24 protein-coding genes are annotated in these 24,739 nt (G+C 72.0%); 8 read left to right on the forward strand and 16 right to left on the reverse strand.

Going from position 1 to position 24,739, the window contains the following annotated elements; translation table 11 throughout:
- Positions 1–159 precede the first annotated feature (159 nt).
- From OG892_RS08565 to OG892_RS08575, 3 genes are all read left to right on the forward strand, one after another.
- Positions 160–1,086, forward strand: a complete 927-nt coding sequence (locus tag OG892_RS08565; RefSeq protein ID WP_073735378.1) for an ABC transporter ATP-binding protein — start codon at positions 160–162, stop codon at positions 1,084–1,086.
- Positions 1,083–1,850, forward strand: a complete 768-nt coding sequence (locus OG892_RS08570; protein ID WP_073735379.1) for an ABC transporter permease — start codon at positions 1,083–1,085, stop codon at positions 1,848–1,850. Before OG892_RS08565 ends, OG892_RS08570 begins: the two co-directional genes overlap by 4 nt.
- Before the next feature lie 102 nt (positions 1,851–1,952).
- On the forward strand, positions 1,953–2,963 hold the full coding sequence (locus tag OG892_RS08575) for a heme A synthase (RefSeq protein WP_073735380.1): 1,011 nt from the start codon (positions 1,953–1,955) through the stop codon (positions 2,961–2,963).
- 135 nt (positions 2,964–3,098) lie between these two features.
- On the opposite strand, the gene OG892_RS08580 is transcribed toward OG892_RS08575, so the two are convergent.
- The 9 genes from OG892_RS08580 to OG892_RS08620 all read right to left on the reverse strand — a co-directional run bounded on the left by OG892_RS08580 (position 3,099) and on the right by OG892_RS08620 (position 10,911).
- Positions 3,099–4,094, reverse strand: a complete 996-nt coding sequence (locus OG892_RS08580) for a sugar kinase (RefSeq protein ID WP_371631598.1) — start codon at positions 4,092–4,094, stop codon at positions 3,099–3,101.
- Between the two features lie 65 nt (positions 4,095–4,159).
- On the reverse strand, positions 4,160–5,029 hold the full coding sequence (locus OG892_RS08585; protein WP_371628833.1) for an SMP-30/gluconolactonase/LRE family protein: 870 nt from the start codon (positions 5,027–5,029) through the stop codon (positions 4,160–4,162).
- Positions 5,026–5,688 (reverse strand): bifunctional 4-hydroxy-2-oxoglutarate aldolase/2-dehydro-3-deoxy-phosphogluconate aldolase, encoded by a 663-nt coding sequence (locus tag OG892_RS08590; RefSeq protein ID WP_073735382.1) that lies wholly within the window; start codon positions 5,686–5,688, stop codon positions 5,026–5,028. The genes OG892_RS08585 and OG892_RS08590 overlap by 4 nt, the downstream gene beginning before the upstream one ends.
- A 45-nt stretch (positions 5,689–5,733) precedes the next feature.
- Positions 5,734–6,564 carry a hypothetical protein gene (locus tag OG892_RS08595; RefSeq protein ID WP_371631599.1) on the reverse strand — a complete coding sequence of 277 codons (831 nt, stop codon included), beginning with the start codon at positions 6,562–6,564 and terminating at the stop codon, positions 5,734–5,736.
- Positions 6,561–7,706, reverse strand: coding sequence for a galactonate dehydratase (gene dgoD, locus OG892_RS08600; protein ID WP_073735384.1), 1,146 nt, complete (start codon positions 7,704–7,706; stop codon positions 6,561–6,563). Before dgoD ends, OG892_RS08595 begins: the two co-directional genes overlap by 4 nt.
- Positions 7,703–8,464 (reverse strand): FadR/GntR family transcriptional regulator, encoded by a 762-nt coding sequence (locus OG892_RS08605; protein WP_371628834.1) that lies wholly within the window; start codon positions 8,462–8,464, stop codon positions 7,703–7,705. Before OG892_RS08605 ends, dgoD begins: the two co-directional genes overlap by 4 nt.
- Positions 8,465–8,510: 46 nt before the next feature.
- Positions 8,511–9,269, reverse strand: coding sequence for an SDR family NAD(P)-dependent oxidoreductase (locus OG892_RS08610; protein ID WP_073735386.1), 759 nt, complete (start codon positions 9,267–9,269; stop codon positions 8,511–8,513).
- 220 nt (positions 9,270–9,489) lie between these two features.
- The gene (locus OG892_RS08615; RefSeq protein WP_073735387.1) at positions 9,490–9,861 is read right to left on the reverse strand and encodes a hypothetical protein; all 372 of its coding nucleotides are present in this window, start codon (positions 9,859–9,861) and stop codon (positions 9,490–9,492) included.
- A 96-nt stretch (positions 9,862–9,957) separates the two neighbouring features.
- Complete coding sequence (locus tag OG892_RS08620) at positions 9,958–10,911, reverse strand: heme o synthase (protein WP_371628835.1); 954 nt, start codon at positions 10,909–10,911, stop codon at positions 9,958–9,960.
- Between the two features lie 435 nt (positions 10,912–11,346).
- On the opposite strand from OG892_RS08620, the gene tkt reads away from it, so the two are divergent.
- The 5 genes from tkt to pgl are packed head-to-tail and all read left to right on the forward strand — an operon-like array spanning position 11,347 to position 17,923.
- The gene (tkt, locus tag OG892_RS08625) at positions 11,347–13,434 is read left to right on the forward strand and encodes a transketolase (protein WP_371628836.1); all 2,088 of its coding nucleotides are present in this window, start codon (positions 11,347–11,349) and stop codon (positions 13,432–13,434) included.
- Between the two features lie 34 nt (positions 13,435–13,468).
- A complete protein-coding gene (gene tal / locus OG892_RS08630; RefSeq protein ID WP_073735390.1) occupies positions 13,469–14,587 on the forward strand; it encodes a transaldolase in 1,119 nt (372 codons plus the stop codon).
- Positions 14,588–14,592: 5 nt separating this feature from the next.
- Positions 14,593–16,125 (forward strand): glucose-6-phosphate dehydrogenase, encoded by a 1,533-nt coding sequence (gene zwf / locus OG892_RS08635; RefSeq protein ID WP_073735391.1) that lies wholly within the window; start codon positions 14,593–14,595, stop codon positions 16,123–16,125.
- Positions 16,122–17,141: a glucose-6-phosphate dehydrogenase assembly protein OpcA gene (opcA, locus tag OG892_RS08640; protein WP_073735392.1), complete on the forward strand. Its 1,020-nt coding sequence runs from the start codon at positions 16,122–16,124 to the stop codon at positions 17,139–17,141. The genes zwf and opcA overlap by 4 nt, the downstream gene beginning before the upstream one ends.
- Positions 17,138–17,923 (forward strand): 6-phosphogluconolactonase, encoded by a 786-nt coding sequence (gene pgl, locus OG892_RS08645; protein ID WP_371628837.1) that lies wholly within the window; start codon positions 17,138–17,140, stop codon positions 17,921–17,923. The genes opcA and pgl overlap by 4 nt, the downstream gene beginning before the upstream one ends.
- 91 nt (positions 17,924–18,014) lie before the next feature.
- Here pgl and OG892_RS08650 read toward each other — a convergent pair whose 3' ends face one another.
- From OG892_RS08650 to pgk, 7 genes are all read right to left on the reverse strand, one after another.
- The gene (locus OG892_RS08650; protein ID WP_371628838.1) at positions 18,015–19,586 is read right to left on the reverse strand and encodes a PH domain-containing protein; all 1,572 of its coding nucleotides are present in this window, start codon (positions 19,584–19,586) and stop codon (positions 18,015–18,017) included.
- On the reverse strand, positions 19,583–20,086 hold the full coding sequence (locus OG892_RS08655) for a PH domain-containing protein (RefSeq protein WP_328867452.1): 504 nt from the start codon (positions 20,084–20,086) through the stop codon (positions 19,583–19,585). The genes OG892_RS08650 and OG892_RS08655 overlap by 4 nt, the downstream gene beginning before the upstream one ends.
- Positions 20,087–20,090: 4 nt before the next feature.
- Positions 20,091–21,758, reverse strand: a complete 1,668-nt coding sequence (gene pgi, locus OG892_RS08660) for a glucose-6-phosphate isomerase (RefSeq protein ID WP_371631600.1) — start codon at positions 21,756–21,758, stop codon at positions 20,091–20,093.
- Positions 21,759–21,908: 150 nt separating this feature from the next.
- The gene (locus tag OG892_RS08665) at positions 21,909–22,244 is read right to left on the reverse strand and encodes an RNA polymerase-binding protein RbpA (protein WP_073735395.1); all 336 of its coding nucleotides are present in this window, start codon (positions 22,242–22,244) and stop codon (positions 21,909–21,911) included.
- Positions 22,245–22,352: 108 nt separating this feature from the next.
- Entirely contained in the window at positions 22,353–22,589 is a 237-nt protein-coding gene (secG, locus tag OG892_RS08670; protein ID WP_024494239.1) for a preprotein translocase subunit SecG, read from the reverse strand.
- A 112-nt stretch (positions 22,590–22,701) separates the two neighbouring features.
- Positions 22,702–23,490: a triose-phosphate isomerase gene (gene tpiA / locus OG892_RS08675; RefSeq protein ID WP_073735396.1), complete on the reverse strand. Its 789-nt coding sequence runs from the start codon at positions 23,488–23,490 to the stop codon at positions 22,702–22,704.
- Positions 23,491–23,496: 6 nt separating this feature from the next.
- Complete coding sequence (pgk, locus tag OG892_RS08680) at positions 23,497–24,708, reverse strand: phosphoglycerate kinase (protein ID WP_073735397.1); 1,212 nt, start codon at positions 24,706–24,708, stop codon at positions 23,497–23,499.
- Positions 24,709–24,739 lie beyond the last annotated feature (31 nt).

A 24,739-nucleotide genomic window follows, 5' to 3' on the forward strand; every position in this document is an offset into this window, starting at 1 on the left:
CAATCGCCCGAACGGCGTCCGGGCCCGTCAGTACAGGGCCGTACGGCCGTGGCGGCCGAACCCCGGGTCGTCGGATCCACCGCGCCCCGGCCGGGCCGGCCCCGACGGCGTCCGCCCTGCCGGACGGGCAGCTCCGGACGGTCCCTAGACTTGCCCACCATGACAAGCGAGCCCGTCGTCCACATCACCTCCCTGGTGAAGCGGTACGGAAACAAGACCGCGGTCGCCGGCCTCGACCTCTGCATGGGCGCCGGCGCGGTCACCGCGGTCCTCGGCCCCAACGGCGCCGGCAAGACCACCACCATCGAGACCTGCGAGGGGTACCGCCGTCCGGACGGGGGGACGGTACGGGTCCTCGGACTCGACCCCGTCACCGACTCGGCGCGCCTGCGCCCCCGGATCGGCGTGATGCTCCAGTCCGGCGGCGTCTACTCCGGCGCCCGCGCCGACGAGATGCTCCGCCACATGGCGAAACTCCACGCCCACCCGCTCGACGTGGACGCCCTGATCGAGCGCCTGGGGCTCGGCGGCTGCGGCCGCACCACCTACCGCCGGCTCTCCGGCGGCCAGCAGCAGCGGCTCGCCCTCGCGATGGCCGTCGTCGGCCGCCCCGAACTGGTCTTCCTCGACGAGCCGACCGCCGGCCTCGACCCGCAGGCCCGCCGCTCCACCTGGGACCTCGTCCGGGAACTGCGCACCGACGGCGTGTCCACCGTGCTCACCACCCACTTCATGGACGAGGCGGAGGAGCTCGCCGACGACGTCGCGATCATCGACGCGGGCCGGATCGTCGCCCAGGGCAGCCCGGAGACGCTCTGCCGCGGCGGCGCCGAGAACACCCTGCGCTTCACCGGCCGCCCCGGCCTCGACCTCGGCTCCCTGCTGAAGGCGCTGCCCGACGGCTCGGAGGCGGCCGAGCTCAGCACGGGCACGTACCGCATCACCGGCGACGTCGATCCTCAGCTGCTCGCCACCGTCACCTCCTGGTGCGCGCAGAACGGCGTGATGCCCTCCGGCATCTCCGTCGAGCGCCACACCCTGGAGGACGTCTTCCTGGAACTGACCGGCAAGGAGCTGCGCGCATGAGCGCCGGTACGTACACCCCCCGGCCGGGCGCCGCCCCGCTGCCCCGGATGATCGCCGCGCAGACCGCGCTGGAGACCCGGATGCTGCTGCGCAACGGCGAGCAGCTGCTGCTGACGGTGGTCATCCCGACCCTGCTGCTCGTGCTGTTCAGCGCGGTCGACATCGTGGACACCGGCTCGGGCGAACCGGTCGACTTCCTGACCCCCGGCATCCTCGCGCTCGCCGTGATGTCCACCGCCTTCACCGGCCAGGCCATCGCCACCGGCTTCGAGCGGCGGTACGGGGTACTGAAGCGGCTCGGCGCGTCCCCGCTCCCCCGCTGGGCGCTGATGACCGCCAAGACGCTGGCGGTACTGGTCACGGAGGTGCTCCAAGTGGTGCTGCTGACGGTGATCGCCTTCGCGCTGGGCTGGTCGCCGCACGGCAACCCGTTCGCCGTGCTGCTGCTGCTCGTGCTCGGCACCGCCGCGTTCTCCGGTCTCGGGCTGCTGATGGCCGGGACGCTGAAGGCGGAGGCGACCCTCGCCGCGGCCAACCTGGTCTTCCTGCTGCTGCTGGTCGGCGGCGGGGTCATCGTGCCGCTCGACAAGTTCCCGGACGCGGTCCAGTCGGTGCTGGGGCTGCTGCCGATCGCGGCCCTGTCGGACGGGCTGCGCGACGTGCTCCAGCACGGTGCGGCGATGCCGTGGGGCGACCTCGGGATCCTGGCCGTCTGGGCGGTGCTGGGCCTGGGCGCGGCGGCGCGGTTCTTCCGCTGGGAGTGACCCGGGACCGCCGGAGTGGCCCCGGACCGCCGGGAGTGACGCCGGACACTCGCGGGCACGATTCGTCCCCCTCGTGAAAGCTTGCACAAGCGGCCGCCTACGATGGTGCGCGTGCCCAAGCTGACCCGAGCCGAAGTCGCTCAAGCCGTGCGGAACCCGCTTCAGTACATCGCCGAACGCTGGACGCCGTCCCCCCGGACCGTCAGGCGCGCCGCCATGACGTCCGTCGTGCTGGCCGTGGTGATCATCGTGGCCGGCGGCGCGGTCCGGCTGACCGGTTCCGGCCTCGGCTGCCCGACCTGGCCCAAGTGCTCCGACGATTCGCTGACAGCGACGAGCGAGATGGGCCTGCACGGCGCCATCGAGTTCGGCAACCGCATGCTCACCTACGTCCTGTGCGCCGTGGTCGGCTGGGCGATCATCGCCGCCCGCTCCGCGAAGCCCTGGCGCCGCAGCGTCACCCGGCTCGGCTGGGCGCAGTTCTGGGTGGTGATGGGCAACGCCGTCCTCGGTGGCGTCGTCGTGCTGGTCGGCCTGAACCCGTACACCGTCGCGGCGCACTTCCTGCTGGCCACGGCCCTGCTCACGATCGCCCTGCTGACCTGGCAGCGGATCCGGGAGGGCGACACCGCGCCACGCCCGCTGGTCGGCAAGGCCGTCTCGCAGCTGACCTGGCTGCTGGTCGTCGCGGCCGGGCTGCTGATCGCCGTCGGCACCGTCGTCACCGGGGCCGGCCGGCACGCCGGGGACTCCAGCGACGTCCACCGCATCCCGATCGACTGGAAGACGATCGCGCAGCTGCACGCCGATCTCGCCTGGGTCGTGGTGGCGCTGACCGTCGCGCTCTGGTTCGTCCTGAAGGCCGTCGACGCGCCCGTCGGGCCGCTGCACCGGGCCCGGGACCTCTTCCTGATCCTGATGGCGCAGGGCGTGATCGGGTACGTCCAGTACTTCACCGACACCCCGGAGATCCTGGTCGGGCTGCACATGTTCGGCTCGTGCCTGGTCTGGATCGGCGTGGTGCGCGTCCTGCTGTCGCAGCGCGAGCGGCCGGTGGACACCCCGCAGGTGCCCGGTCCTGCGGCCGAGCAGCCGGAGCCCGCCACGGCCTGAGGCCCGCCGCACGGAACAACGCGAACGGCCCGGTCCGCACCCCCGCTCGGGGTGCGGACCGGGCCGTTCTCCGGTCCCGCCGTCGGCGCCGGCCGGCCCGGGTGGGGCCGGCGGCTGCCGGACGACGAAGCTGATTTACGGCGATCCGCGGGTGGGACGGGGGCCTGAGGGACCGTCCGGTTCCAGCTGCGCCGTGTGGCCTGTCATTTCGCCCGCGGCCCACGCCTCCTCCCCCGCGTCCAGCAGCGCGGCCAGCCGGTCGGGGTCCGGCAGCGGCCCGTGGTCGCCGGTGACCCGCAGCGCGGCGCCTGCGGTGAGGTGCCCGAGCCGCAGCGCCCGTACGGTGCCCTCGCCGCGCAGCAGCCCCGCGAGGAACCCGGCGGCGAAGGCGTCGCCCGCGCCCACCGGTTCGACGACCGCGACCCTGGGCGCCGGGACGGTGTGCGCCCGGTCGCCGTCGAAGGCGGTGGCGGCCCGTCCGCCGTCCTTGACCACCAGGACGCGCGGCTGGGGCAGCAGTGCGCGCACGGCGGCCGCGTCGGTCAGCCCGGCGCCCCACAGGGCCTGCGCCTCGTCCAGGCCGACGAAGGTGATGTCCGCCTGCCGGGCGAAGCCGAGCAGCACCTCGGCCGCCCTGCCCTCCGGCCACAGGGCGGGCCGGTGGTTGACGTCGAAGCTGACCGGGCGGGGCCGTTCCGCGGCGGGGACCCCCAGCAGGGCCGCGACCAGGTCGTGGCAGTCCGCGGAGAGCGCCGGGGTGATGCCGCTGAGGTGGACCAGCCCGGCGGTGCGTACCGCGTCCTCCTCCAGCACGTCCGCGGTCAGGGCGGAGGCCGCCGAGCCGCGGCGGTAGTAGTGGACCCGGGTGGACTCGGTGCCGGGGTCCTTGACCAGCAGCCCGGTCGGGCGGTGCGGGTCGGTGCGCACCCCGGTGACGTCGACCCCGGCGGCGGCCACCTCGCCGAGGATCCGGCGGCCGAAGGGGTCGTCGCCCAGGGCGGAGACCCAGCGGGCGGGCACCCCGTGGTCCGCGAGGTACACGGCCACGTTGGACTCGGCCCCCGCGATCCGGACGCCGAGCCGCGCCGCATCCTCCAGCGGGGCGACGGGGTCCGGGACCAGCGCGGCCATCGTCTCCCCGACGCAGGCCACCGGGGGGCGTGCGGGCTCTTTGGCCCGGGCGGCGGACGCGGCGGTCACGCGGGGCTCTCCTGCCGGTAGGCGGCGGTGGGCAGACCGGGGACGTCGACGCGCACGGAGAACACCGCACCGTCCAGCGGACCGGGCGCGGCGAGCCCGTGCCGGGCGCTGGTGACATACAGGGTGTCGCCGTCCAGGCAGAGCCCGGCGGGCTGGGCGGCGGGGAGCCGGATCTGCCGGTCCGGGGCGCCGTCGGGGCGGAGGCGGTGGACGGTTCCGGTGCCCCAGACAGCGGTCCACAGGCCGCCCTCCGCGTCGACCGCCATGCCGTCCGGGCTGCCCCCGTCGAACACGGCGAAGGTCTCCGGCGCACGCGGCAGCCCGCTGTCCGGGTCCACCGGGTAGCGGCGGATGACACCCTTCGCGCTGTCCGCGAGGTACATCGCGGAGCCGTCCGCCGTGAACGCCGGGCCGTTGGGCACGGTCAGCCCGTCCAGCACCCGGTCCACGGTGCCGTCGTGGCCGACCCGGTAGAGGGAGCCGGCGCCCTCCACCGCGTCGTACGCCATGCTCCCCGCCCAGAACCGGCCACTCGGATCGGCGGCGGCGTCGTTCATCCGCGTCGGGTGCGCCGCCCCCTCCTCGGGACGGGCCAGCCACTCGGCGGCGCCGTCCGGGGCGATCAGGCAGATGCCGGTGCCGGCGGCGGCGATCCAGTGCCCCGGGCGCCCGTGGACGGGGGCGACCGCGCCCAGCGGTTCGTCGAGCCGGGCCAGCTGGGTCAGCGGTGCGGTGCGGTCCGCGGGGCCGGTCAGCAGCCGGCCGGTCAGGATGTCGACGAGGACGATGCGGCCGTCGACCGCCCGGATGCCCTCACCGAGCCCGAGCCGGTCGGCCCACTGGACAGCCGGTGCGCCGGCGCTCATCGCCCGGCGTCCGGGGAAGTGCGGACGGCGTCCGACGGGAGGCGTACCGCGTCCAGGAAGGCGCGGGTGCGTTCGCGCAGCGCGTCGGTGCTGCCGCCGTCGGCCGCGTCGCCGATCAGCGGGGAGCCGACGCCCACGGCGGTGGCGCCCCGGGCCAGGTATTCGCGGGCCGCTTCGGCGTCCACGCCGCCGACCGGGACGAACGGCAGGCCGGGGAACGGTCCGCGCAGCGCCTTCAGGTAGCCGGGGCCGCCGGCCTGCGCGGCGGGGAAGAGCTTGTAGGCGTCGGCGCCGAGCCGCTGGGCGGCGACGACGTCGCTCGGGGTCATGACTCCGGTCAGCACCGGCAGTCCGAGGCGCTTGGCCTCGGTGACGCCCTCGCAGACGGCCGGGGTGACGACGAAGTCGGCCCCCGCGTCACGGACCGCCTGCGCGTCCTGGGCGGTCAGGACGGTGCCGGCGCCGAGCGGTGCCTCGGGGCCGAGGGCGGCGCGGGCCCGGCGGATGACGCCGAGCGCGTCCTGTCCGCTGAGGGAGACCTCGATGAGCGGGAGTCCCTCCTCTGCCAGGGCGATGACGGTCCTGAGTGCGGCATCCGCGTCGGCGCCGCGCACGATGGCGACGATCCGGTGGGTGCGCAGCGCGGTCAGCAGCTCCACGTGCGGGTTCCCTTCTGGTTGCTCTGTACGTCTGGGCTGTACGTCTTAGTTCTGTACGACGCTGTCCTCTACAACTACAACGTCTTGCTGTACGTCCGGCGTCGTGTGCGCCGTCACGGTGAGGCGCCAGCGGGCCTCGCCAGAGGCCGGGACGACGGCGGCGTCGCCCTCCCCCGCGGCGGCCAGCCCGAAGACCCGGCCGAGCATCGGTTCGACGCCGACCGAGCGGTACGGGTCCTGCTCGGGGAACCCGCCGAGGTTGCGCCACAGCGCGACGGACACCGGCTGGCCCGCCGCCTCGACGGCCAGCCGCAGCACGGCCGTCCCGTCGTGGACGGACACCTGCCCGGTGTCGACGACCGCGCCGGTGGCCGTCCCGTCGTCCGGGCCGATCCGGTCCAGGCCCGAGGGCCAGGCGCCCGGGACGTACCCGTCGCCGCCGTCCGGGTAGTGGCGGACCGGGGTGCCGTCCGCGATCCCGATGCGGGCGCCCGGCGCCAGGTCGAGCAGGGCGTGGGCGGCCCACAGGAAACGGTAACCGGGCTCGGCGGTGAGCCGGTACTCGGCCACCGCCCGGTCCCCGTCGGCGCGGATCAGCCGGCTGATCCGGAAGTCGGTGCAGTCGGCGGACTCGGTGCCGTCGGCCGCGCGGTGCCAGGGCCGGGCCCAGGCGTCGCCGTGGTCGGGGGTGCCGCGTACCGTCGGCACACACTCCTCAAGGCCGCCGGCGTCGGCGAAGGCGTCGCCGGGCCGGGCTCCGGGGCGGCGCGGTTCCGGCCGGTGCCAGAGCCATTCGCGGCCGGCTGCCCGCAGCGAGGTCCACCGGCCGCCGTGCGCCGGGTCCGTCTCGATCCGCACCGGGACCGGGGCGCTCACCACTCCGCGAACGATCCGTCGTCGTGCCGCCACACCGGGTTGCGCCAGGCGTGGCCGGAACGGTCGGCCGCGCGGACCGCGCTCTCGTCGACGGTGACGCCGAGCCCCGGCAGGGCGGTGCGCCGGGCGTGGCCGGCGTCGAAGCGGAACGGCTCGGTGTCCACGACGTAACTCAGCAGGTCGGCGTCCTTGTTGTAGTGGATGCCCCGGCTCTGCTCCTGGATGAGGAAGTTCGGGGTGGCGAAGGCGATCTGCAGGCTGGCCGCCAGCGCGATGGGGCCGAGCGGGCAGTGCGGGGCGAGCTGCACGCCGAAGGTCTCGGCGAGGGAGCCGATGCGGTGGACCTCCGAGATGCCCCCGGCGTGCGAGAGGTCCGGCTGGGCGACCGCGATCCCGGCCGTCAGTACGGGCAGGAAGTCGGCCCGCCCGTAGAGCCGTTCGCCGGTGGCGATGGGGATGCAGGTGGCGGCGGTGAGGGCGGGCAGCAGATGCCCCTGCTCGGGCAGCAGGGGTTCCTCCACGAACAGCGGGTGCAGCGGTTCGATGGCGTGCAGCACCCGGCGGGCGCCGGCCGGTCCGAACCGGCCGTGCATGTCGATGGCGACGTCGCGGCCGGGGCCGAGCACGTCGCGGACGGCGGCGACCCGTTCCACCACGGCGGCGGTCTCGGCGGGGCTGGCCAGCGGTGAGGTGCGTCCGGCCGCGTTCATCTTGACGGCGGTGAAGCCGGCCTCGACCTGGGCGGTGACCTCCTCCGCGAGGCGGGCGGGTTCGTCGCCGCCGACCCAGGCGTAGACCCGGACCCGGTCGCGCACGGGGCCGCCGAGCAGGGCATGGACGGGGGCGCCGTACGCCTTCCCCGCGATGTCCCACAGGGCCTGGTCGATTCCGGCGACGGCACTGGAGAGCACCGGGCCGCCCCGGTAGAAGCCGCCCTTGCTGAGCACCTGCCAGTGGTCCTGGACGCGCAACGGGTCCTGGCCGATCAGGTATTCGGCCAGGACGTCGACGGCGGACCGGACGACCTCGGCGCGGCCCTCGACGACGGGTTCGCCCCAGCCGACGACGCCCTCGTCGGTCTCGATCCGGCAGAAGAGCCAGCGCGGCGGTACGAGGAAGGTCTCGATACGGGTGATCTTCATCGGTTCACGGTCCCCTCGCCGGTGCCGGGCGCGTCCTCTGTGCCCGGGACGGTGCCGTGCACCCGGTCGAGGTCGCGGACGGCCTGGTCCAGCAGTGCGCGCATGGCGTGTTCCGCGGCGGCCGGGTCCCGGTCGCGGACGGCGTCCAGGACGGCCCGGTGGCTCGGGACCGGGTCCTCGCCGGCTTGCGAGCTGTGCACGATCTCGTCCCGGTGGGCGAGGCCGGACTCGATGACCATCTCCAGGCGTTCCAGCAGTTCGTTGTGGGTGGCCGCGAGGAGGGCGCGGTGGAAGGCGAGGTCCGCCTCGACCGCGTGGGCGGGCCCGCCCTCCTGCTCACCCATCGCGGTGATCGCGGCTTCGAGGGTGGCCAGGTCCGCCTCGGTGCGGCGCTCCGCGGCCAGCCGGACGGCGGCCGGTTCGATGATGCCGCGGACCTCCCCGAGGTTGCGCAGGAGTGCCAGGTCGGCGCCCGATTCGGTGCCGTCGGCGAACTGCCAGCGCAGCACGTCCGCGTCGAGCAGATTCCAGTCCGCGCGGGCTCTGACGAAGGTGCCGCGCTTCTGGCGGGCATCGACGATCCCCTTGGCCGCGAGGACCTTGAGGGATTCGCGCAGGGCGGTCAGGCTGACGTCAAGCTCGCCCTGGAGCGCCACGAGGTCGAGTGTCGCCCCTTCGGGGATCTCGCCGCTCAGGACCCGGCGCGCGAGAGTCTCCACGGTCTGGCCGTGCACTCCGCGGCGCGCGTATGGCGTCATGTCTGTGTGCCTTTCTGCTGTGCTGTGCGACGGGGGCGGGCGAGGGTCAGGCCGAGGCCTTGACGACGGACCAGCCGCCGTCCACGAGCAGGCTCGATCCGGTGATGTAGGACGCTTCGTCGGCGGCGAGGAACGCGATGGCGGCGGCCGCCTCCCCGGGGGTGCCGAACCGGCCCGCGGCGGTCTCCGCGACGCTCTTGCGGCGGTCCTCCTCGCCCACCCGGTCCCAGGCCCCGGTGAGGATGGGTCCCGGCAGTACGGCGTTGACCCGCACCTCGGGCCCGTACTCCACCGCGAGCTGTCCGCACAGCGACAGCAGCGCGCCCTTGGACGCGGCGTAGGCGGGGTGTCCGGGGATGCCCTTGTGGGCGTGGACCGAGGAGGTGAGCACCACGGCGCCGCGCTGGGCGCGCAGGTCGGGCAGGACCGCCCGGAAGCCGAGGAAGGCTCCGGTGAGGTTGACCGACAGTTGGCGCTCCCAGGAGGCGACGGTCATCTCGTGGGCGGGGGTGACGTCGACCGTGTAGGCGTTGCTCACCAGGACGCCGACGGGTCCGAAGGTGTGCGCGGCGTCCACGGCGCGCTGCCAGTCGCCCTCGTCGGAGACGTCCGTGCGCACGAAGCGGGCCCGGCCGCCGGCGGCGCGGATGGATGCGGCGACGCTCTCGCCGGGGCCTTCCGAGATGTCCGCGAGGATCACCGCGGCGCCCTCCGCGGCCAGCCTCTCCGCGGTGGCCGCGCCGATGCCGGAGGCGGCTCCGGTGACCACGGCCACCTTGTCTGCGAAGCGGGGGATTCCGTTCATGGTGCGGGTCGACTCCTCGGGTTCAGCGGTGCTGTCGTGACGGTGGGTCGAGCGCCGAGGCCGGGTTCGGCTGCTACAGAGTGACGGTACGAGTGATCCACCGTCAAGATTAATTACTAATTAAGTGAAAATCGGTTCAGCGGTGGCCGGGCACGGAAACGGCGGAGGCCGGTCGGACAGGTGTCCGACCGGCCTCCGCCGCTCTGTCGTTCCGGCCGCCTCAGGCCTTGTTGGCCGGGCCGCCGATCTGCATGCCGGCCATCCGCGTCCACTCGTACGGACCGGTGCGCACCTTCGCGGCGAACTCGCCGTCGAAGGACTCGTGCATGGTGATCCCGGACTTCTGCGCCGCGCTCTCCGCGACCGCGTACGACGGGGCGACCAGATCGCCCCAGCCGCCGTCCTCGCCGACCAGGACGATGCGGGTGCCCATCTGCCCGATGTAGGCGAGCTGCCCCTCGGCGCCGCCGTGGGCCTTCGCGAACGCGCCGATCTGCTTGGCCAGCCGCGCCGCCCTGCGCTCCGCGCGCGCCGCCTGCCTGCCGTCCACCTGCTTGCCGTCCACCTGCTGGGTCTGCGCCGTCTCTGCCATGGACAGGATGCTACCGACGGGTAAACCAACTGGCGACGGGCGGGGCGCGTGGCGTGGGCCACGTACCCCGCCCGTCGGCGGAAGTCGAGGGGCGGACTACCTCAGGAAGGGGTCCACCGCGACGGCGACGAACAGCAGCGACACATAGGTGATCGACCAGTGGAACAGCCGCATCTCCTTGAGCTTGGCTCCCGCCGCCCCGGCCTTGGCACGGTTCTGCAGTCCGTGCGCCTCCCAGAGCCAGAAGCCACCGGTGAGCAGGGCCACCGCCGTGTAGAACCAGCCGGTGTAACCCAGCGGGGTCAGCAGCAGCGAGACGACGACCATGACCCAGCTGTAGAGCACGATCTGGCGGGCGACCACCCGGTTGGTCGCGACGACCGGAAGCATCGGGACACCGACCCGCGCGTAGTCGTCCTTCACCTTCATGGAGAGCGGCCAGTAGTGCGGCGGCGTCCAGAAGAAGATGACGGCGAACAGGATCACCGCGGCCCAGGACATCGAGTTCGTCACGGCCGACCAGCCGATGAGGACCGGCATGCAGCCCGCGATGCCGCCCCAGACGATGTTCTGCGAGGTGCGGCGCTTCAGCAGCATCGTGTACACGACGACGTAGAAGAGCAGGGCCCCGAGCGACAGCGCCGCCGAGAGCCAGTTCACCAGCAGCCCGAACCAGACCGTCGAGATCACCGCGAGGGCGATACCGAAGGCCAGGCACTCGCGCGGGCTCACCATGCCGGTGACCAGCGGTCGCTGCGACGTACGGTCCATCAACGCGTCGATATCGCGGTCGATGTACATGTTCAGTGCATTGGCACCGCCGGCGGACAGGTACCCGCCGATGGTGGTAGTGAGCACGAGCCACAGGTCGGGTACACCCTGAGCGGCCAGGAACATCACCGGAACAGTGGTGATCAGCAACAGCTCGATGATCCGAGGCTTGGTCAGTGCCACGAATGCCTTGACACGGGCCCCGAATGGGCGATGGCCCCCTGGGCTCGGAGTCAAGGCGACCCCTGCGGGTCGGGACTCGACGGCCGTCACGCACACCCCTGACAGAGAAATCCCAGCAAGCTCCGGGCGTGAGGGCCCGGTGAAGACTTGCGCGAACCAGTCCACTGTAGACGTTGGGGACATGCCGTTCTTCGCGGGGGTGGGGTCGTGTTGATGTGGCGCGGGGAGCCGTTGCGGCGGCTACCCGAAGGGGCTCGCTCATCCGGGTGACGCGCCGGGTTTTCCGGCCGCTCCCCGCACTCGCTCAGGGGTGTTCCGGCACGCTCTTCGGAGTGCCTCAGGAGTGGGTCCCCGCGCTCATCGGAGAGGCGCATCGGTGAGCCCGCGCGCTCATACGGGAGGCGAATCCGGCGGGCCGCCCGCACCCTGGGATTAGCCGGAAACAGCGGGTGGCGACGGGGGTAGGCTCGACAACGCCCGGTGCGGTCACAGCCACCGGTTTACAACAGTGGAGAGGAGCCCTGACTCAGGGTGAGCACCAAGCCGACCACCACAGACCTCCAGTGGACCGAATTGGACCAGCGGGCCGTGGACACCGTCCGCGTCCTCGCCGCGGACGCCGTACAGAAGGTCGGAAACGGCCACCCGGGTACGGCCATGAGCCTGGCTCCCGCCGCGTACACCCTCTTCCAGAAGGTGATGCGGCACGACCCCGCCGACGCGGAGTGGACCGGCCGCGACCGGTTCGTGCTCTCGGTGGGCCACAGCAGCCTGACCCTCTACATCCAGCTCTACCTGGCCGGCTACGGCCTGGAGCTGGAGGATCTCGAAGCCTTCCGCACCTGGGGCTCGAAGACCCCGGGGCACCCGGAGTACGGCCACACCACCGGCGTCGAGACGACCACCGGCCCGCTGGGACAGGGTGTCGCCAACGCCGTGGGCATGGCCATGGCCGCCCGCTACGAGCGCGGACTGTTCGACCCGGACGCGGCCCCCGGCACCTCGCCGTTCGACCACATGATCTGGGCCGTCGCCGGTGACGGCTGCCTCCAGGAGGGCATCTCCGCGGAGGCGTCCTCGCTGGCCGGGCACCAGAAGCTGGGCAACCTGGTCCTCCTGTGGGACGACAACCACATCTCCATCGAGGGCGACACGGAGACCGCGGTCTCCGAGGACACCCTCAAGCGCTACGAGGCGTACGGCTGGCACGTCCAGCGTGTCGCGCAGCTGCCCAGCGGCGACCTGGACCCCGCGGGTCTGTACAAGGCGCTCCAGGCCGCCAAGGCCGAGACCACGCGCCCGTCGTTCATCGCGGCCCGCTCGATCATCGCCTGGCCCGCCCCGAACGCCCAGAACACCGAGGCCGCGCACGGCTCGGCGCTCGGCGCCGACGAGGTCGCCGCGACCAAGACGGTCCTCGGATTCGACCCGGAGAAGTCCTTCCAGGTCGCCGCCGAGGTCATCGCGCACACCCGTGAGGCGCTGGACCGCGGCCGTGAGACCAGGACCGCGTGGGAGAAGACCTTCGCCGCGTGGCGCACCGCCAACCCGGAGCGCGCCGCCGAGTTCGACCGCATCCGCGCGGGCGAGCTGCCCAAGGGCTGGGAGGACAAGCTCCCGGTCTTCGAGCCCGGCAACGGCGTCGCCACCCGCGCGGCCTCCGGCAAGGTGCTCCAGGCGCTCGGCGAGATCGTGCCCGAGCTGTGGGGCGGCTCCGCCGACCTCGCGGGCTCGAACAACACCACGATCGACAAGACGTCGTCGTTCCTCCCGGCGGGCAACCCGCTGCCGGGCGCGGACCCGTACGGCCGCACGGTCCACTTCGGCATCCGCGAGCACGCCATGGCGGCCGCCATGAACGGCATCGCGCTGCACGGCAACACCCGCATCTACGGCGGCACCTTCCTGGTGTTCTCCGACTACATGCGCAACGCCGTACGGCTCTCCGCGCTGATGCACGCGCCGGTGACCTACGTGTGGACGCACGACTCGATCGGTCTCGGCGAGGACGGCCCGACCCACCAGCCGGTGGAGCACCTGGCCTCCCTGCGCGCGATCCCGGGCCTGAACGTCGTCCGCCCGGCGGACGCCAACGAGACCTCCATCGCCTGGCGCGAGGTCCTGCGCCGCTACACCAAGGTGTTCGGCAAGGGCGCACCGCACGGTCTGGCGCTGACCCGCCAGGGCGTGCCGACGTACGAGGCGAACGAGAACGCGGCCAAGGGCGGCTACGTCCTGTTCGAGGCCGAGGGAGGCGACGCGGAGGTCCTCCTCATCGGCACCGGTTCCGAGGTCCAGCTCGCCGTCGGGGCGCGCGAGGAGCTGCAGGCGGCCGGCATTCCGACCCGGGTGGTCTCGATGCCGTGTGTCGAGTGGTTCGAGGAGCAGGACCAGGCGTACAAGGACAGCGTCCTGCCGCCGTCCGTGAAGGCGCGTGTCGCCGTCGAGGCGGGCATCGCACTGACCTGGTACCGGTACGTCGGGGACGCGGGCCGGATCGTCTCGCTGGAGCACTTCGGTGCCTCGGCCGACGCGAAGGTCCTGTTCCGCGAGTTCGGCTTCACCGCCGAGCACGTCGCCGCCGCCGCCCGGGAATCTCTCGCGGCCGCCGCGCGCTGACGCCGTTATACGACTAGTAGGAGATGCAATTCTCATGACAGACGCACTCAAGCGCCTCTCCGACGAGGGCGTGGCGATCTGGCTCGACGACCTCTCGCGCAAGCGGATCACCTCGGGCAACCTGGCCGAGCTGATCGACCAGAGCCACGTCGTGGGTGTCACGACCAACCCGTCGATCTTCCAGAAGGCGATCTCCTCGGGCGACGGTTACGAGCAGCAGCTCACCGACCTCGCGGCCCGCAAGGTGACCGTCGAGGAAGCCCTCCGCATGATCACGACGGCCGACGTCCGCGACGCCGCCGACATCCTGCGCCCGGTCTTCGACGCGACGGGCGGCCAGGACGGCCGGGTCTCCATCGAGGTCGACCCGCGACTGGCGCACAACACCCTGGCGACGGTCGCGGAGGCCAAGCAGCTCGCCTGGCTGGTGGACCGGCCGAACACGCTCATCAAGATCCCGGCGACCAAGGCCGGTCTGCCCGCGATCACCGAGACCATCGGCCGCGGCATCAGCGTCAACGTCACGCTGATCTTCTCGCTGGAGCGCTACCGCGAGGTCATGGACGCCTACCTGGCGGGCCTGGAGAAGGCGAAGGCCGCGGGCCTGGACCTCTCCAAGATCCACTCGGTGGCCTCCTTCTTCGTGTCCCGGGTGGACACCGAGATCGACAAGCGGCTCGACGCGATCGGCGGCGACGCGGCGAAGGCCGCCAAGGGCAAGTCCGCCCTGGCCAACGCGCGCCTGGCCTACGAGGCGTACGAGGAGGTCTTCGGCGGCGAGCGCTGGGCCGCCCTCGACAAGGCGCAGGCCAATAAGCAGCGTCCGCTGTGGGCCTCCACCGGCGTCAAGGACCCGTCCCTCAAGGACACCCTGTACGTCGACGACCTCGTCGCGCCGAACACCGTCAACACCATGCCGGAGGCGACTCTGGACGCGGTGGCCGATCATGGCGAGATCACCGGCGACACCGTCTCCGGTGGCTACGGCCAGGCCCGTGCCGACCTCGACGCGATCAAGGAGCTCGGGGTCAGCTACGACGACGTCGTCCAGGTCCTTGAGGACGAGGGCGTCGACAAGTTCGAGACGGCCTGGAACGACCTGCTCAACTCGACAGAGGCGGAACTCAAGCGCCTCGCCCCTTCGGAGGGCTGACCACTTTGTCTGGTGTTCCCGGAGCCAACCCGCTCCGTGACGCCCAGGACCGACGGCTCCCGCGCATCGCGGGGCCGTCGGGCCTGGTCATCTTTGGCGTCACGGGCGATTTGTCCCGTAAAAAGCTGATGCCCGCCATCTACGACCTGGCCAACCGCGGCCTGCTGCCACCGGGCTTCTCGCTCATCGGTTTCGCGCGCCGCGACTGGGAGGACGAGGACTTCGCCCAGGTCGTCCACGACGCAGTCAAGGAGCATTCCCGCACGCCCTTCCGCGAAGAGGTCTGGCAGCAGCTCAGCCAGGGCATGCGCTTCGTCCAGGGCAACTTCGACGACGACGTCGCCTTCGAGACCCTCAGGGCCACGATCGAGGAGCTCGACAAGGCACAGGGAACGGGCGGCAACTTCGCCTTCTACCTGTCCGTGCCGCCGAAGTTCTTCCCCAAGGTCGTCCAGCAGCTCAAGAAGCACGGGCTCGCCGACCAGAGCGAGGGTTCCTGGCGCCGGGCCGTCATCGAGAAGCCCTTCGGCCACGACCTGAAGAGCGCGCAGGAGCTCAACCAGCTCGTGCACGACGTCTTCCCGCCGAACGAGGTCTTCCGGATCGACCACTACCTCGGCAAGGAGACGGTCCAGAACATCCTGGCGCTGCGCTTCGCCAACACCATGTGGGAGCCGATCTGGAACAGGTCGTACGTCGACCACGTCCAGATCACGATGGCCGAGGACATCGGCATCGGCGGCCGGGCCGGCTACTACGACGGCATCGGCGCCGCCCGTGACGTCATCCAGAACCACCTGCTCCAGCTGCTGGCCCTGACCGCGATGGAGGAGCCCGGCTCCTTCCACCCCAAGGCCCTGGTCGCGGAGAAGCTCAAGGTGCTCACGGCGGTGGAGCTGCCGGAGGACCTCGGCAAGCACACGGTGCGCGGCCAGTACACGCACGCGTGGCAGGGCGGCCAGGAGGTGCCCGGCTACCTGGAGGAAGAGGGAATCGACCCCAAGTCGAAGACCGACACCTTCGCCGCGGTGAAGCTGACGATCAACAACCGCCGCTGGGCGGGCGTGCCGTTCTATCTCCGTACCGGAAAGCGGCTCGGCCGCCGCGTCACGGAGATCGCGATCGTCTTCAAGCGCGCCCCGTACCTGCCCTTCGAGTCCGGGGCCACCGAGGAGCTGGGCAGCAACGCCCTGGTCATCCGGGTGCAGCCGGACGAGGGCGTCACCGTGCGGTTCGGCTCCAAGGTGCCCGGCACCTCGATGGAGGTACGGGACGTCACGATGGACTTCGCCTACGGCGAGTCCTTCACAGAGTCCAGCCCGGAGGCGTACGAGCGGCTCATCCTCGATGTCCTGCTCGGCGACGCCAACCTCTTCCCGCGCCACCAGGAGGTCGAGCTCTCCTGGAACATCCTGGATCCGATCGAGGAGTACTGGGACAAGCACGGCAAGCCGGCGCAGTACCCGGCCGGAACCTGGGGCCCGTCCGAGGCGGACGACATGCTCGCACGAGACGGACGGAGCTGGCGGCGGCCATGAAGATCGATCTCACGGAAACCACGTCCAGCAAGATCAATCAGGCCCTGGTGTCGGCTCGCCGCGCGGTCGGCGCCCCGGCCATCGGGATGGTGCTCACCCTCGTCATCGTCACCGACGAGGAGAACGCCTACGACGCGCTGAAGGCGGCGAGCGACTCCTCGCGGGAGCACCCCTCGCGGATCATCGCCGTGATCAAGCGGGTCAGCCGTTCGCCGCGCGCCCGCCGTGACGCGCGGCTCGACGCCGAGGTCCGGGTCGGTTCCGACTCGGGCTCCGGCGAGACCGTCGTGCTGCGTCTGCACGGTGAGCTGGCCAACCACGCCCAGTCGGTCGTCCTGCCGCTGCTGCTGCCGGACGCCCCGGTGGTGCTGTGGTGGCCCCAGGACGCCCCCGCGGACCCGGCCAAGGACGCGCTGGGCGCCCTCGCCCAGCGGCGTATCACCGACACCTACTCGGCCGAGCACCCGATCGACGGGCTGGCGGTGCGCGCGGCGACGTATCAGCCCGGTGACACGGACCTGGCCTGGACCCGCATCACGCCTTGGCGCTCGATGCTGGCGGCGGCGCTCGACCAGCAGCCGGCGGAGGTCATCTCCGCCACGGTCGAGGGCGAGTCCGACAACCCGAGCTGTGAACTGCTGGCCATGTGGCTGGCGGACCGGCTCGGGGTGCCGGTGCAGCGCACCACGTCCGACGGCCCCGGCCTGACGGCCGTCCGGATGACGACGAAGAGCGGCGACATCGTCCTGGACCGGGCCGACGGCTCGCTCGCCACGCTCTGCATGGTGGGCCAGCCCGACCGCGCGGTGGCGCTGAAGCGCCGGGAGACGGCGGAACTCCTCGCGGAGGAGCTGCGGCGCCTGGACCCGGACAACATCTACGAGTCCACGGTGAAGTTCGGCGTGGAGCGTCTCGAAAAGGTGGCGGAGTCGGTGACGGCGAAGAAGGCCGCCCCGTCCGAGGCACCCGCCGCCGCGAAGAAGGCCGCACCGGCGAAGAAGGCGGCGGCCAAGTGACCGTCGTCCCCCAGCTCGTCGTGCACCGCGACAAGGAGCTGATGGCACAGGCCGCGGCGGCCCGGCTGATCACGAAGATCGTGGACGCCCAGGCCGCACGCGGTCACGCCTCCGTGGTGCTCACCGGCGGGCGCAACGGCAACGGCCTGCTGGCCGCGCTCGCCGGGGCGCCCGCCCGGGACGCGGTCGACTGGTCGCGGCTCGACCTGTGGTGGGGCGACGAGCGGTTCCTGCCGGAGGGCGATCCGGAGCGCAATGTCACGCAGGCCCGCGAGGCCCTGCTGGACTCGGTGGAGCTGGACCCGTCCCGGGTGCACGCGATGCCCGCGTCCGACGGTCCGCACGGCGGGGACGTCGAGGCCGCGGCGGCGGCGTACGCCGCCGAGCTGGCGGCGGCGGCCGGTCCGGAGGACCACGGTCCGGTGCCGGTGTTCGACGTGCTGATGCTGGGCGTCGGCCCGGACACGCACGTCGCCTCGCTGTTCCCGGAGCTGCCCGCGGTACGGGAGACCGAGCGCACCGTCGTCGGTGTGCACGGGGCGCCCAAGCCGCCGCCCGTGCGGGTCACGCTCACGCTGCCCGCCATCCGGGCGGCCCGCGAGGTGTGGCTGCTCGCGGCGGGCGAGGACAAGGCGGAGGCCGCGGCCATCGCCCTGTCCGGCGCCGGTGAGATCCAGGCCCCGGCGGCGGGCGCCTACGGGCGCGGCCGCACCCTGTGGCTGCTGGACGCGGCGGCGGCATCCCAGCTGCCGCGCGCCCTCTACCCGCCGGCCTCCGCCTGACCGGTGACTCCTGGCATGACGCACAGGCCCGGCCCGCTCCTCGGAGCGGGCCGGGCCTGTGTCGTGCGGGGCCGTGATCGCGCCGCCGGGCTCACTCCCCCGCCGGGACCCGCTCCAGGAAGGGCTCCAGCAGTCCCTGGACCGCCTGGGACGCGAACTCCAGGCCCTCGGCCCCGTCCGCGTCGTACACCGTGTACGCGCCCGCTCCGGCGGCCGTCGTGGCGGTGATGTTCAGCAGCCGGGACCGCCGCTGGAAGTAGGACTGGCGCACCGTCCAGCCGATCACCCCGGTCCGTTCCAGCGCCGCGGTGGAGCGGCGCAGGGCGCCGGAGCGGGTGACCAGGTACCCGCCGCTGAGCGCGTGCCCCAGACTCCGGTAGGCGTCCCGGGCCAGCAGCACCCCGACGGGCAGTCCGACGGCCGCGCAGCCGAGCGCGGTCCAGAGCAGGACGGGTGTCAGCAGGACGCCGAGGAGCGCGAGGAGGAGGACCGGGGCCAGGACCGCCCACAGCGCCCGGCGCAGCCGCCGGCCGCGGGCGGCGGCGGGGTGCGCGATCAGCGCGGCCCCGGTGGGGGACGTGGTCTCGCGGAGCACGGCGGCGGCGACGAGGTCCGCGACCGGGCGGGGCGCGGGGGGCAGCAGCGTACTGAGGTCGCCCTGCTCCTCCTCGTCGTCCGTGGCCAGTCCGGTGGTGATGGCGTCGACCCGGGCGGCGCCCATCAGCCGGACGCCGAGCGGCTCGACGAGGTCGATGCCCCGCAGCCTGCGCTCCTCGATGGAGACGGACCGGGTGGTGAGGAGTCCGCGCCGGACGCGCAGGGTGCCGCCCGGTTCGCGCTCCAGGCTGTAGTTCCACCACATCTTGACCCAGCGGCCCAGCGCGCCGACGCCCCCGACGAGTACCCCGGCGACGACGAGCAGCACGATCACCGAGAGCAGGGAGCTGTCCCGGTAGCGGTCGCCGACCCAGTCGATCACCCGGCCCTGCTCCCCGAACCAGTCGCTGACCTGCAACACGGCCCCGGCCGCCGCGCAGCCGAGCGCGGGTGCGACGAAGGAGACCGGTGCGTAACGGATCCAGCGCGGGTCGAGGGAGACCAGCTCGCCCTCGCGGTGGGCGCCCGGGGTGGCGGTGAGGCCCCGTTCCAGCAGTGCGCGGCGCAGCCGTTCGCCCTCGGCGCGCGGGACCGGGTCGAGCTCCAGGGTGGATTCCCCGCCGGTGTGCTCGCCGGTGCCGATCCGGACGGTGACGAGCCCGAGGAGGCGCTGGAGGAGATGGGCGCTGAGGTCGACGCTCCGGATGCGTGTCCGGGCCAGGGAGCGCTTCTTGACCAGCAGCAGGCCGGTGTGGAGTTCGACTCGGTCGGCGCCGACGCGGTACCGGGTGCGGCGCCACCTGATGTAGTCGGTGCCCGCGCCGAAGGCGGTCAGGAGGGCGACGCCCGTCAACACCCAGGCGATGGCGGGGCCGGCCCCGAGGCGCCCGGAGAGCCCGAGGGCGGTCGGCACGGCGGCACCGGCCGCCACGCCCGCGGTGACGAGAGCGGCGAGCAGGACCGTACGCCGGTCGAGCCGCCGCCACTCGGCGGGCGCGGGGCCTGTCTCTGCTCTGTCCGCCGTGCCTGCCGTGTCCGCCGTGTCCGCCGTGTCCGCCGTGGTCATGTGGCGTCCCCGGGGGTGTCCTGGGTGATCCGGGTCAGCCGTTCCGCGAGTTCGGCGGCCAGCTCGTGGTCGAGGCCCTCGATCCGGAGCGCGCCCTTGGCGGAGGCGGTGGTGACGGTGACCGTGGCGAGCCGGTAGAGCTGTTCGAGCGGCCCGCGCACCGTGTCCACGGTCTGGATCCGGGACATCGGCGCGATCCGCCACTCCTGCCACAGCGCCCCCGTACGGACGTACACCGCCTCGTCGGTGACCTCCCAGCGGTGGGTGCGGAACCACCAGAGGGGGAGCAGGACGGCGCAGCCGGCGCCGAGGACCGCCAGGACCGCGGCGCAGAGCAGCAGCCAGAACCGGGCGGACGTCAGGAACACGCCCAGCACGGCCAGGACCACCACCGGACCGGCGGTCAGCAGCAGCCACCGGGTCCGCCACCAGCCCACCACCCTCGGGTCCAGCGTGTTGACCGGCGGCCTCAGCCGTACCGTCCCCTCCCCCCTGGGCACGGGCTCAGCGCCCCCTGCGCTCGCGGTAGGCGGCGACGAGCGCGGCGGTCGAGCTGTCCAGCTGCTCGGCGTCCTCGCCCCCGGCCGCCTTGTCACGGGTGAGCACCGGCTCGATCTTCTTGGCGAGGACCTTGCCGAGCTCGACGCCCCACTGGTCGAAGGAGTCGATGTTCCAGACGGCGCCCTGGACGAAGACCTTGTGCTCGTACAGCGCGATCAGCTGGCCGAGCACCGACGGCGTCAGCCGGTCGGCGAGGATCGTCGTCGTCGGGTGGTTGCCCCGGAACGTCTTGTGCGGCACCAGCTCCTCGGGGACTCCCTCGGCGCGCACCTCGTCCGGTGTCTTGCCGAAGGCCAGCGCCTGGGTCTGGGCGAAGAAGTTGGCCATCAGCAGGTCGTGCTGGGCCACCAGTCCCGGCAGCAGTCCGTCGACCGGTTCGGCGAAGCCGATGAAGTCGGCCGGGATGACCTTGGTGCCCTGGTGGATCAGCTGGTAGTAGGCGTGCTGACCGTTGGTGCCGGGGGTGCCCCAGACGACCGGTCCGGTCTGCCAGTCCACCGGATTGCCGTCCCGGTCCACCGACTTGCCGTTGGACTCCATGTCGAGCTGCTGGAGGTACGCGGTGAACTTGGACAGGTAGTGGCTGTAGGGCAGGACCGCGTGCGACTGGGCGTCGAAGAACGCGCCGTACCAGACGCCGAGCAGGCCCAGCAGCAGCGGGGCGTTCTCCTCGGCCGGGGCGGTGCGGAAGTGCTCGTCGACGAGGTGGAAACCGTCGAGCATCTCGCGGAACCGGTCCGGGCCGATGGCGATCATCAGCGAGAGGCCGATGGCGGAGTCGTACGAGTAGCGGCCGCCGACCCAGTCCCAGAACTCGAACATGTTCGCGGTGTCGATACCGAAGTCCGCGACCTTCTCGCCGTTGGTCGACAGCGCCACGAAGTGCTTGGCCACCGCGTCCTGACCGGCCCTCAGGCCGGTCAGCAGCCAGTCGCGGGCGGAGGTGGCGTTGGTGATCGTCTCGATCGTGGTGAAGGTCTTCGACGCGATGACGAACAGCGTCTCGGCCGGGTCCAGGCCGTGCACGGCCTCGTGCAGGTCGGCGCCGTCGACGTTGGAGACGAAGCGGAAGGTGAGCGAGCGGTCCGTGAAGGAGCGCAGCGCCTCGTACGCCATCGCGGGACCGAGGTCGGAGCCGCCGATGCCGATGTTGACGATGTTCTTGATCGGCTTGCCGGTGTGACCGGTCCACTCGCCCGACCTGACGCGCTCCGAGAAGGCGGCCATCTTGTCGAGCACCGCGTGTACCGCGGGCACCACGTTCTCGCCGTCGACCTCGATCACGGCGTCGCGCGGGGCGCGCAGCGCGGTGTGCAGGACGGCGCGGTCCTCGGTGGTGTTGATCTTGTCGCCGCGGAACATGGCGTCCCGCAGGGCGGCCACCCCGGTGGCTCCGGCGAGCTCGCGCAGCAGCCGGAGCGTCTCGTCGGTGACGAGCTGCTTCGAGTAGTCGATGTACAGGTCACCGACGCGCAGGGTGCATCCGGTGCCGCGCTCCGGATCGTCCGCGAACAGTTCGCGCAGGTGGGTCGCCCCGAGCTGCTCACGGTGCTTTCCCAGCGCGGTCCATTCCGGCGTCTGGTTGAGCCTGGTTCGACTTTGTGCGTTCATCCCGGACATCAGCCCATCTCTCCTCGTCACCGCAGTTCCCCGCTGCCCCTCCAACCTAATTGATCAGCGGGGAGGACGGGACGGCGGCGGGCTGCGGCACGACGGAAGCATTCCGGCCGGACACCCGTGGGGTGTCCGGCCGGTGAACCATCAGATCTCGCCGCGGAGTTTCGCGAGGGCCTCGGCGAGAATCGCCTCGCCGTCCTCGTCGCTGCGCCGCTCGCGCACGTACGCGAGGTGCGTCTTGTACGGCTCGGTGCGCGGCGGGTCCGGCGGGCTGTCACGGTCCTGGCCGGCCGGGAAACCGCAGCGCGGGCAGTCCCAGGTGTCCGGTACCTGCGCGTCATGGGCGAAGCTCGGCTGCGTCTCGTGCCCGTTGGAGCACCAGAAGGAGATGCGGGCCCGTGGCGCGGACTCGCCGCGCTCGGCCTCCCCCATCGGCCCCGCTCCGACCCGGCTTCCCCGGATCGCGTTGCCACTTGCCACGGTCGTAACTCCCTGCGTGATGGTGCTCGAAGATGCCCCAGTCTACGTAAGGCCCAACGCGCGTCCAGTGAAAGGAGTTACACCCTCACAGGAATCACGTACGACGGGTCAGCTGTCCAGCTTGATGAGCAGACCAAGCACCACAATGCATGCGAACCAGCCGAGACCGACCACGACGGTGATCCGGTCGAGGTTGCGCTCGGCGACCGAGGAGCCACCGACGGACGACTGCATGCCGCCACCGAACATGTCGGAGAGGCCGCCGCCCTTTCCCTTGTGCATCAGCACCAGCAGCATCATCAGCAGGCTGAAGACGATCAGGGCGATCTCGAACGCCAAAATCACGGCTGGTCCCTACTTTCCGGAAATTCCTGGACTGCTATACGAACAACGGGGGCCGGGAGGCTCAGCCTCCTCGGCCCCCGCAAGGGTACGACGGATCCGCGCTACCGCATACTCACTGATCGCGGAAGCGGACGATCTTGACGAACTCGTCGGCGTCCAGTGCGGCGCCGCCGATCAGCGCGCCGTCCACATCGGGCTGCGCCATGATCGCGGCGACGTTGCCGGACTTGACCGAGCCGCCGTACTGGATGCGGACCGCGTCGGCCAGCTCCTGCGAGTACAGCTCGGCGAGGCGGCCGCGGATCGCACCGCAGACCTCCTGCGCATCGTCCGGGGTGGCGACCTCGCCGGTGCCGATGGCCCAGACCGGCTCGTAGGCGATCACGATGGACTCGGCCTGCTCGGCCGGGACGTCCTTCAGGGCGCCGTCCAGCTGGGCGAGCGTGTAGGAGACCTGCTCGCCGGCCTTCCGGATGTCCAGGCCCTCGCCGACGCAGAGGATCGGGGTCAGGCCGTGCTTGTACGCGGCCTTCACCTTGGCGTTGCAGACCTCGTCGGTCTCGTCGTGGTACTGGCGGCGCTCGCTGTGGCCGACGGCGACGTAGGTGCACTTCAGCTTGGCGAGCATGGGACCGGAGATCTCACCGGTGTACGCGCCGGAGTCGTGCGCCGAGATGTCCTGGGCGCCGTACTTGATCTTCAGCTTGTCGCCGTCGACCAGCGTCTGCACGGAGCGCAGGTCGGTGAAGGGCGGCAGGACGGCGACCTCGACGGCGTCGTAGTCCTTGTCGGCCAGGGCGAAGGAGAGCTTCTGGACGTGCGCGATGGCCTCGAGGTGGTTGAGGTTCATCTTCCAGTTGCCCGCCATCAGCGGGGTCCGGCCTTGGGCGGTAACAGTCATGAAAGGTCAGTCCTCCAGTGCGGCGAGGCCGGGAAGCGTCTTGCCCTCGAGGTATTCGAGGCTGGCGCCGCCACCGGTCGAGATGTGTCCGAACGCGTTCTCGTCGAAGCCCAGGATGCGGACCGCGGCGGCGGAGTCGCCACCGCCGACCACGCTGAAGCCGGACGAGTCGACGAGGGCCTGGGCGACCGCCCGGGTGCCCTCGGCGAAGTCGGGGTGCTCGAAGACGCCCATGGGGCCGTTCCAGAAGACGGTGGCCGCGTCGGCGAGCTTCGATGCGTAGAGCTTGTTGGTCTCCGGACCGTTGTCCAGACCCATCTGACCGGCCGGCATGGCGTCGGCGGCGACGGTGGTGGGGTTGGCCGGGGCCTTGGTCTTGAGGTCGGGGAACGCCGGGGCGACCACGACGTCGACGGGGAGCACGAACTCCACGCCCTTCTCCTCGGCGCGCTTGAGGTACTCCAGCACCACCGGGATCTGGTCCTCCTGCAGCAGCGAGCTGCCGACCTCGTGGCCCTGGGCCTTGAGGAAGGTGTACGCCATGCCGCCGCCGATGAGGATGCGGTCGGCGCGCTCCAGCAGGTGGTCGATGACGCCGAGCTTGTCGGAGACCTTGGCGCCGCCGAGGACGACCGCGTAGGGCCGCTTCACATCGGTGGTGAGCTTCTTCAGGACGCCGACCTCGGTGGCGATCAGGTCGCCCGCCGCGTGCGGCAGCCGGGCCGGGAGGTCGAAGACCGAGGCGTGCTTGCGGTGCACGGCGCCGAAGCCGTCACCCACGTACACGTCGGCGAGCTCGGCCAGCTGGTCGGCGAACGCGCCGCGCTCGGCGTCGTCCTTCGACGTCTCGCCGGGGTTGAAGCGGAGGTTCTCGATGACGGCGACCTTGCCGTCGGTGAGGGCGGCGACCGTGGCGCGGGCGGACTCCCCGACCGTGTCGGTCGCGAACGCCACGTCGGTGCCGAGCAGCTCACCGAGCCGGGTGGCCGCGGGCGCCAGCGAGAACGCCGGGTCCGGGGCGCCCTTGGGGCGGCCCAGGTGCGAGGCGACGACGACCCGGGCACCGGCCGCGGCCAGCTTCTCCACGGTCGGCTGGACGGCGCGGATGCGGCCGTCGTCGGTGATGGTGGTGCCGCTGAGCGGCACGTTGAGGTCGGCGCGGACGAATACGCGCTTGCCGGTGACCCCTTCGGCGAGAAGTTCGTCGATCGTCTTCATCTTCTGCACTCCTTGGAAGGACGAGAGAGCA

This window comes from Streptomyces sp. NBC_00341, from assembly GCF_041435055.1.
Taxonomy (GTDB): Bacteria; Actinomycetota; Actinomycetes; order Streptomycetales; family Streptomycetaceae; genus Streptomyces.